The organism is Sphingorhabdus sp. (assembly GCF_040079335.1).
Taxonomy (GTDB): domain Bacteria; phylum Pseudomonadota; class Alphaproteobacteria; order Sphingomonadales; family Sphingomonadaceae; genus Sphingorhabdus_B.
On sequence record NZ_JBEBKL010000006.1, the window covers coordinates 65,764 to 74,026 of the forward strand.

The 8,263-nt window shown below is 53.6% G+C and carries 10 protein-coding genes; 7 read left to right on the forward strand and 3 right to left on the reverse strand.

Annotated features, from left to right (window positions below):
* Positions 1–19 precede the first annotated feature (19 nt).
* Together ABL922_RS03605 and ABL922_RS03610 are read right to left on the reverse strand one after the other, a co-directional pair.
* A complete protein-coding gene (locus ABL922_RS03605) occupies positions 20–403 on the reverse strand; it encodes a hypothetical protein (protein ID WP_349022835.1) in 384 nt (127 codons plus the stop codon).
* A 263-nt stretch (positions 404–666) separates the two neighbouring features.
* Positions 667–1,557, reverse strand: a complete 891-nt coding sequence (locus ABL922_RS03610) for a diguanylate cyclase (protein WP_349022836.1) — start codon at positions 1,555–1,557, stop codon at positions 667–669.
* Between the two features lie 123 nt (positions 1,558–1,680).
* Between ABL922_RS03610 and ABL922_RS03615 the strand changes: the two genes are divergently transcribed.
* Positions 1,681–2,055: a hypothetical protein gene (locus tag ABL922_RS03615; protein WP_349022837.1), complete on the forward strand. Its 375-nt coding sequence runs from the start codon at positions 1,681–1,683 to the stop codon at positions 2,053–2,055.
* Between the two features lie 138 nt (positions 2,056–2,193).
* Here the strand turns inward: ABL922_RS03615 and ABL922_RS03620 are convergent, their stop codons facing one another.
* Entirely contained in the window at positions 2,194–2,757 is a 564-nt protein-coding gene (locus tag ABL922_RS03620) for a hypothetical protein (RefSeq protein ID WP_349022838.1), read from the reverse strand.
* A 225-nt stretch (positions 2,758–2,982) separates the two neighbouring features.
* Here ABL922_RS03620 and ABL922_RS03625 point away from each other — a divergent pair, with 225 nt between their 5' ends.
* From ABL922_RS03625 to ABL922_RS03650, 6 genes are all read left to right on the forward strand, one after another.
* The gene (locus ABL922_RS03625) at positions 2,983–3,420 is read left to right on the forward strand and encodes a hypothetical protein (protein WP_349022839.1); all 438 of its coding nucleotides are present in this window, start codon (positions 2,983–2,985) and stop codon (positions 3,418–3,420) included.
* Between the two features lie 335 nt (positions 3,421–3,755).
* Positions 3,756–4,253, forward strand: coding sequence for a hypothetical protein (locus ABL922_RS03630; protein ID WP_349022840.1), 498 nt, complete (start codon positions 3,756–3,758; stop codon positions 4,251–4,253).
* 1 nt (position 4,254) lies between these two features.
* Complete coding sequence (locus tag ABL922_RS03635) at positions 4,255–5,790, forward strand: type IV secretory system conjugative DNA transfer family protein (protein WP_349022841.1); 1,536 nt, start codon at positions 4,255–4,257, stop codon at positions 5,788–5,790.
* The gene (locus ABL922_RS03640; protein WP_349022842.1) at positions 5,787–6,125 is read left to right on the forward strand and encodes a hypothetical protein; all 339 of its coding nucleotides are present in this window, start codon (positions 5,787–5,789) and stop codon (positions 6,123–6,125) included. Before ABL922_RS03635 ends, ABL922_RS03640 begins: the two co-directional genes overlap by 4 nt.
* A gap of 167 nt (positions 6,126–6,292) precedes the next feature.
* A complete protein-coding gene (locus tag ABL922_RS03645) occupies positions 6,293–6,625 on the forward strand; it encodes a hypothetical protein (protein ID WP_349022843.1) in 333 nt (110 codons plus the stop codon).
* Positions 6,626–6,630: 5 nt separating this feature from the next.
* A complete protein-coding gene (locus ABL922_RS03650) occupies positions 6,631–8,259 on the forward strand; it encodes a recombinase family protein (RefSeq protein WP_349022844.1) in 1,629 nt (542 codons plus the stop codon).
* The last annotated feature ends 4 nt before the right edge of the window (positions 8,260–8,263 follow it).

The window sequence follows — 8,263 nt, forward strand, 5'->3', positions numbered from 1 at the left end:
ATAGCCTCGCGTTTTGGCGTCACCACCATGCGTAATAGGCAATCGTGCGGCCCTTCACGAATTCATCACGGCATTTGCGGATGAATTCGAGATCGTCATCGCGTTCCTCACCATTCGTTTCACCGAAAAAGAAGCCGGATGTTTCTGGCAATGTGCCGTCAAGGATCGTGCGCTCAAGGGCGTCAATATCCTCCGGCAAAAGTTCAACGGTGTTGACGTTGAAATCATCGTCGCTTCCGCCTTTCCGGTAATAGACGCCAGCCATCCAGCCGTGAAGGCTCGGATGCTTGCGCCAACAGTGAATGCGCGGTGTGGTTTCGAGGTGTAAGCCTTCCATATCGAAATCGACAGGTGGACGGTCATCGTCCTTCGGCATTGAGTGGGCATACATATCAAGTCCCATGATGGTCTCCTTTTGTTATGCCGCACGACCATTCGCGCGGCTGATGGAGACCGGCGGCGCACGCCGATTTGCGCGCGCAACGCCCCTACTCGGTCATTGAAAATGAGTGGTGCGGGCCGGGGCTTGCGCGCCCGAGCAAAGCGGACGGGCGCAAGGGTCGGAAACATTCAGCTCGCGATTGTTGTGCGCGATGGGAGCACAAATGGCAGTTAATATTGCCGCTAGCCGATGGTATGTCGGCAATTTGGTGACAGCGGTTTACGCTAAGAGAAACCACGCCGAAGGGCATTCGAGCGATCAAACATCGATGTGTGGGGTAGCAAGGCTGGCCCTGTTACAACGCCCCCGCTGCCGGAGCGTTTGGCTTCTTTCATCCCGAGCATGGCGCGGATTGCGACATCAATGCCAGGTTCGTCTGAATTTTTTGAACGAAACGCCGTGCCGATGCTGAGCGATGCCCAAAGACCGGGAGCGATGCTTGACCATTCGATGATGGCAAGGCGCTCGATTGCTTTCGGCATCAATTCGGTGAATTCATCACCTTGTAATGCAAGGTAAAATTCATCATCGCCGCATTGGCCTGCATTGCCGCCATGCATGGTGGCGAAATCAACGAGCGTATCTTCAATGCGGCGGATAACAGCATCACCTACATGCTCGCCGAAAGTCCGATTGATATTGGTCATTCCGTCCACGTCCATAATGGCAAGGCCAAGGTCGCGGCATTGTGTGCGGTCGAGCGGTTGGTTCAGCTCGTTTTCGAGAAAGTTCATGCCGTCATGCTTATGACGGATCAATTTTCTGAGATTGGCAAAGGCCTCAAAGCCGCTGCTACGTTTCGCCACCGCGCGCGACAGTTCTTCGAATAACTTGTCAGGCCCGTAGCTAAGCTCAAGTGTCAAAAGCAGGTCGGTGTCGATATCCTTGGATGATAGCGTGGTAAGTGGCGTATCAGTGCCAAGCACGATCACCTCACCGTCACGTACAAGCGCGTTGCGCAATTCCAGTTGAAATTCTGTCTGCTGCCATGGCTTTCGCATAAGGGCGTTAGACAGGCAGATTACCGAGAGCGTCACATCGTCGATGCGTCTGGGCAACGTTCGAGCCACCGTTTCGGCATTTGCTCCATCGACGAGAATCGTCTCGACGATCATGCCGTACCGTGAAAGCCGTTCGGCAATTTCGTTCACATCGCGAGTTTCGATTTCCCCGCGCCCGCTCGCCGCGATGACGAGAATTCTACGCATTTCCCGCGCGGGCAAGACAGGCTCCGGCGATTGCTCACGATCAAGGAAGTCGGCGATGAATTCGTGCAGTTCGCGGCCTTCCTCCAGACGAGCCAGAAACTCGCGTCGCGTTTCTGTCCATTGATAGAACAGCATCATCGGAACAAAATTGACAGATGCGCCATCCCTTTTCGCATCGGTAACGTGGTTGCTAATTTGCCTTCGCGCCACCGCGTCGATGCTTGGAAGCGAATAACCAAAATCGAGCGCGTGAGGCCGAGAAAATTCGAGGAATTCCTGATACTTTTCACCACGCTTCCTGACCGGAAGCTTTTGAAAGGCATTCACCATGCGGGCAACCAGCGAGTCTGCCTTCGCGGCTCTATTGTCTCGGGAGTCAAAATCGAATTTCAAAATTCCGGCTAGTTTTTGAAAATCTCTGACATCCATCGGCTGGCATCACCCTTCTGCGAAAGGTGTAGCGTAGAAGCTATGTGCGCGGAAGCCGTTCGAGTTATCGTGACCTGTTCGGCGCGAGTCTCGCCATATAATGTAGAAACTCTCCTATAACCGGACCTGTGGGTGAGAGGTCATCTGTCTGAATGTGGTTTGCTCAGATACCTTTTCACCCGCCCGGTAGTGAGCAGCATATTCCTCTCTGGTAAACGAGTTGAAGTTTTTAACCGCAGGGCCGCCTATGCGATGGAGAAGGCCGTTCGAGTACCATTCTTCTTTTTCGCGGAATGGACCGGATATGCCGCAGTAAGATTGAATAGCCGCAGGTCCACGTTCCCGGTGGCGAACACCATTCTGATACCACTCTTGGACTGACATTCCTCGGGAGTGCGTAACGTTCGATGCATCAATGGCTGGTTGGCGGAGGCGATGGAGATCACCATTTTGATACCACGCATTCAAAAAGGCGTCAGGGTTCATCGATGAACGGCCAATAATCGCGGGTCCGTCATCACTATGGATGCGACCTTGATGATCAAAACAAACTTCGAACTGATCAATGTAAAATGTCCGAGCAAAACGTCCAATCTCCGAATGCGGATTATCGTAGATTCCTTCAATGATTGTTCCAATGTTCGATCTATCGAACTGCGCTTTAAGTGAAATTGTCATCTATAGGCATTCTCCCCGCTGGTTTGTGTAATAATATATCATAGTATTTTGCATAACATCAAGATTTATTTGAAGAAACTTTGCCAAAACGCGTCCGGAAAAGCTCCGGAATCATTCCGGAAACACTCCGGACGACCACAGACAGCCCGTCTGGCATTACTAAATCACTGATCAGGGCTTGGCAGACCCAAGCGCGGCCGCTCCCCATCTTGAGGAGCAAAAGCGATGGAAATTCGCAGTTTTACCCCAGCCAATGGCGTTGAAGCCGCTGGCCCGTCCCGTCCGCAAGGGCCATCAATCATCTATGTTCCAAGCGCAGAAATTCTGCGGGAGACATACACCATTTTCAATCTGGCGATTGCTTACGCAGGAATTGCGCCGCGCGTTTCGCGCCGCCGCCTAATTGATTGGGTTTATGATCGCATTATCGAGTGCGAAGCGGTCGTGATCGATCACGATGGCATCGAAATCGATTTGCATCGCGTCGATGTTGATGGAATTTTCGGCGACGATTGTTCAGCATCATGGGCTGGCGATTTTCTGGCTGGCCGCGTCCATCCGCGCAAGCTGGCTGCGTCACCGAAAATTGCGGCACGGATCAAACTGCTCTGGATCGCGCTCGCCGCGCATAATCCTGCGGCGGCAAAAGATGTGCTCCGCTGAATCCCGAGTTTGCCCCACTCAGCGTGGTGATCAATGATGTGAAGCCTCCACCGGAATTTTCCGGTTTGGAGGCTTCACTATGACTGCTCAATATCGATTGGATTATGACGAAAACGGAGCGCGCCAAGTCTGCGATGAAATCGCGCCGACTGCTGCGCCGCGCGGAAAAACGGATAAGGCAAAGCGTCGTCGCCGTCGTATTCCCAGCTCCGTTCAAACTGCAATCACAGTCGTGATCTGCGGCGGCGTGTTTTTTTGCTGCCGTCCGCTTCGCACCCGAAGGCTGGCGTCCGCAAGATTTCACTGGCGAGTATGTCGGTGATGTTGCGGGTGAAGTGAAAGAGAATGAAGGTGCCATTGATGGCGAAGTGCAAGCCTATGTGAATGGCGTGCGTGCGGCATACGAACAGCGCAACGCCCAGTATGGCCGTATTGTTGAGGGCTATCTCGAAGCCTACAAATCTTCGCTCGCCATCAACTTGCAACAAGCCGATGCGGCCAATCGGCTTCGCGGCGCATACGTTGAACGCCAGATGGGCCAAGCAATGCAATCCAGCGGGAGCAATGTTGGCATTGCAAACGCAGCAGAAGGATTGGGCCAGTTGCAAAACTGGCTCACCCCAGGTTCTGGCGATGCCACGCTTGCAGAAGCTGAACGTCAACGTCGCATCGCGGCTGATCGTTTGCAGAGCACCACGATTGAAAGTGCGAGCATCGATCTAGCAGGCCTCGTCAATCAACTGCCGAGTGAGGATGCACTTCGTCAACGGATTGATGCGTTGCCGCCGATAGCTCTACCGCCCGAACCCGCCTTCATGCGGGAGCGCAACTGATATGCGCGGCGGCAATTTTCTGAACTGGGCTGAGCGCGCAAGCGCGCTCGTGCGCCAAATGAACGAAGCCGATCACGCGCGCGCCGCGCGTGATCGTGCGCTCGAACTCGAAGAGGAAATGCAAAATGCGAAACCGTCCGGTGCACTTGGCGACGGGCGGCTTGGTAATTTGGAAGACTGTGAAAATGCTGGAATGCTGAATAGCCAAGGCCTGTTCCTCGGCGCGTTTGGAGACTTCGGACATTTCCTGTTTCACAATGGTGAGGAATCACTCCTCACCTACAATCGTGCGGGCGGCGGCAAAGGGACCGCGCTTATTCAACCGGCGCTCTGTCACACCCGTGATCGCACTTTGATCGTCGTCGATGTCAAAGATGGCGAACTGGCATTTTCATCTGCGAAGCATCGCGAAGAGCTGCTTGGCACGACGGCAATCTACCTCAATCCCTACGGGCTTCACGGTTTGCCGAATACCAACATCAACCCGTTCTATCGGTTGATCGAAGTGGTGCAGAGTGGCGGTTCACCGGATGGTGAAGCGGAAGCAATCTGTGAAATTGCTCTGCCTGCACCGTCGCGCGCCTCTGGTGCGGACTGGCCGCGCAAGGGCGCAATCGAGCTTACCGCAATGCGCGCCGAATATCTTGCGCGCTTTCATCCCGAACGCTGCACGCTCTCGGAGATTTGGCGATTTTGCAATGGCGATGACGAACATTTCACGATGGAATTCTCGCTCATGGTGACGTGCGAGATTGAATCCATCCAGCGGCGCGCCATGTCGTTCGACTCGATGCGTATGAATGCCGAAAAGCAATGGGAGGCCATCCGCAGTGAAGCCTCTACCGCGTTCAATGCATTTGAGCCGGGGAAGTCGCTGGGCGATGCCTGCGCATCACATGATTTCGATTTGACCCGCGCGAAGCGCGAGAAGCTGACGATCTATATCATCCTGCCTGCCAATCGCATCGATGTCGCGAAGGCGTGGGTAGCAATGTTGATCGGCATGATGACGGAAACGATTGCGGCTGCACGTGGGCCAGTGCGTACGACATTCATAGTCGATGAATTCGCCAACCTTCCGCGCGTGCCAAGCATCCTGCGCTCGCTCCGGCTGTATCGCGGTCTTGGCGTAAGCTACTGGTTTTTTGCTCAAGGCCGCAACTCGCTCACAAGCCAATGGTCGCGGGAGCAAGTGAAAGACATTGAGGATCAGGTCGGCATCCTCACCATGAAATCGGTGTGGGAGCCCGATCTCCTGAAAGATATCGAACTTTGGTCGGGGATGAAAACCATCCTGCAAGGTGGTGTCAGTCACTCTGGCGGAGTTGTGCAAACTGCCAACGCCAACCTTTCCGAAAACAAGCGTCCCGTGCTGCAAGCGGGCGATGTGATCGCACTTGGCCCGACGCGCCAAGTGATCCGCGTGGCATCGATGCCGCATCTGCTGATCAGCTATGCGGTTCCCTACTTCACCGTCGATCCGTGGAAAAATCAGGTGCGCGATGTGCGCGACCTGCACAAAGGGAACTCGGAATGAGCGATACGTCGATCATCACTCCGCGCTTTAACAGAGCGTCGGCAGAATCGGTGCGCTCCTCCGATGTTCAAGCGCGTCTCGACGAAGCAATGCGTCGTATGGATAAGCGTTTTCGCGAATGTGAGCCGAGCCTTACGCAATCCAAATATGGCGAGCTGCTTACCAAGCAGGGCAATACAATGGATTTGAAACCTAGCTTCGGGCAGGACAATCCAACCGACCGACTTTGGAAGGCGGCGAAGTATCAGGTGAAGCAAGAGCATCATTTGCGCTGTTCTAAGATCATGAAGGTTGCGCAACGGATGAGGGACAAAGATCGCGGCCTCGAACGCTAAGAACGGCAGAATTCTGCGGATAAACTTGCAACTTTGATATAAATGTGCGTATAATTGTAATATAATGTGGCGCAAACTGATGGCGATGATCCAGTTTTCCCCACGTTGGATTCGACCATAAACCAAAATCACTTTCACGCTGCTTGGGTATGCCAAGCACAGTCGTGATGGTGATTGTGATGAATGAGATTGTCGGAATTTCGTCTGCTGAATTTGATCAATATCGGGCGCTTGTAGCCGATATTGAAGGAATGACTGACCAGCAGAAAGAGGAAGCAATCCTCATCGTCGTCAACATGATGAAAGCCTTTGTCGATGCCGCGTGGGGCGTGCACCCAGAGCAACTTGTCATCGAAAATCGTAACATTCGCGCTTCACAAAATGGGGGTGAAAGTGGTATGATTTTGCTTCTTGGCAAGGCCATGACTGTTGACCTCGGCGCTCAGAATGAGCGCGATGGCGCGATCACCAAAAACCTAACCGAGGATTTTGCGCCATGACACATGTGCCACAAAAAACCGCCGTGATTTATTGCCGCGTATCGTCTGCTCAGCAAACGACGCGGACTGACGGCCTATCATCACAAGAGCAACGATGCCGCCTGTTTTGCGAGCATAAGGGCTATGAAGTCGTCCACGTCTTCAAAGACGATATGTCGGGCAGCGTCGCAAGACGCCCCGGCATGGATGCGATGATCAAATTTCTGCGCTCAACACGCAAACATTCCCATGTCGTTGTGATCGATGACATCTCGCGCCTCGCGCGCGGGATCGATGCGCATTTGCAGCTTCGAGCTGAGATCGGCGCAACCGGCGCGGCATTGGAATCACCGTCCATCGAGTTTGGCGAAGATTCCGACAGCAAGCTTGTGGAGAATTTGCTGGCGTGTGTCAGTCAGCACGCGCGCCAGAAAAACGCAGAACAGACGCTCAACCGCATGACTGCACGTATGCAGCAAGGCTTTTGGACATTCCAAGCGCCGTGGGGTTACAAATATGCCCGTTGGTCAGGCGGCGGAAAAATCCTCGCACACAACGAGCCTTTGGCCTCTATCATACAGGAAGCGCTCGAAGGCTTTGCGAGCGGACGGTTTGCCAGCCAAGCCGAAGTGATGCGCTATCTCGAACTGCAACCGGCTGTGCCGAAGATGCGCAATGGCAAAGTGTCGAACGAGCGCGTGAAGCAAATTCTGACGAACGCGCTCTATGCAGGTATCGTCTTTGTGCCGTCTTGGAATCTTTCACCTCGGATCGGCAAGCACGAGCCGCTCGTCAGCATCGAAACATTCAATGAGATTCAGGAACGCTTGAAAGGCAAGGCGCGCGGTGCAGCCCGCGCCGATGTTAGCAGCGACTTTCCGCTGCGCGGACATATCTGCTGCCCGTGCTGTGGTCATGCACTGACCGCAAACTGGAGCAAAGGCCGCATGGGTGCGGCTTATCCCTATTACCTTTGCAGACAGCGTGAGTGCGAGTTGCGCGGTAAATCCTATGCGCGCGCAAAGGTGGAAGCTGCGTTTGAGGAAATGCTCAAATCCATCACACCTGCAAAGCAGCTCATTGATCTTGCGACGGCTGCGCTCCGCAATGCGTGGAACGCGCAGACGTTGAACGCGGAGCAATCACGCAAGGTGATTGAAAAAGAGCTGGGAGAAATCGACCGCAAAATTGAGGGGCTTCTCGACCGGATCGTTGATGCAGGCAGCCAAACGGTGATCGCCGCTTATGAACGGCGCATCGGTGAATTCGAATCCAGTAAGCTGCTTTTGAAAGAAAAAATGGCCAGTGTTGGGCAGCCAAAAAAGGACTTCGACGAAACTTTTCGAAACGCTTTGGCGTTTCTCGCAAGCCCTTGGAATCTTTGGAATAATGGTCGCCTAGAGGATAAGAAATTAGCCCTCAGACTCACATTTCCTCAACAGCTCGTATATGACCCAAAAGGGGGCGTTCGAAACAGCATTTTGTCCATACCTTTCAAGACATTATATGACTTTTCAGGGCATGAAAACAATTTGGCGCACCCAAGAGGATTCGAACCTCTGGCCTCTGCCTTCGGAGCAAGTACCATGGATTCTGTGCCAGGGTGCGACGTTGCCTGTCTTTGCGCGGTTTTCTACGACTTTGCAAGGTCTTGATTGA

Coding starts and splice junctions, on each gene's coding strand:
- ABL922_RS03610 (WP_349022836.1), bottom strand. CDS start 1,557: ATGATCGTCGAGACGATTCTCGTCGATGGAGCAAATGCCGAAACGGTG.
- ABL922_RS03620 (WP_349022838.1), bottom strand. CDS start 2,757: ATGACAATTTCACTTAAAGCGCAGTTCGATAGATCGAACATTGGAACA.
- ABL922_RS03645 (WP_349022843.1), top strand. CDS start 6,293: ATGGTGATTGTGATGAATGAGATTGTCGGAATTTCGTCTGCTGAATTT.
- ABL922_RS03625 (WP_349022839.1), top strand. CDS start 2,983: ATGGAAATTCGCAGTTTTACCCCAGCCAATGGCGTTGAAGCCGCTGGC.
- ABL922_RS03605 (WP_349022835.1), bottom strand. CDS start 403: ATGGGACTTGATATGTATGCCCACTCAATGCCGAAGGACGATGACCGT.
- ABL922_RS03635 (WP_349022841.1), top strand. CDS start 4,255: ATGCGCGGCGGCAATTTTCTGAACTGGGCTGAGCGCGCAAGCGCGCTC.
- ABL922_RS03640 (WP_349022842.1), top strand. CDS start 5,787: ATGAGCGATACGTCGATCATCACTCCGCGCTTTAACAGAGCGTCGGCA.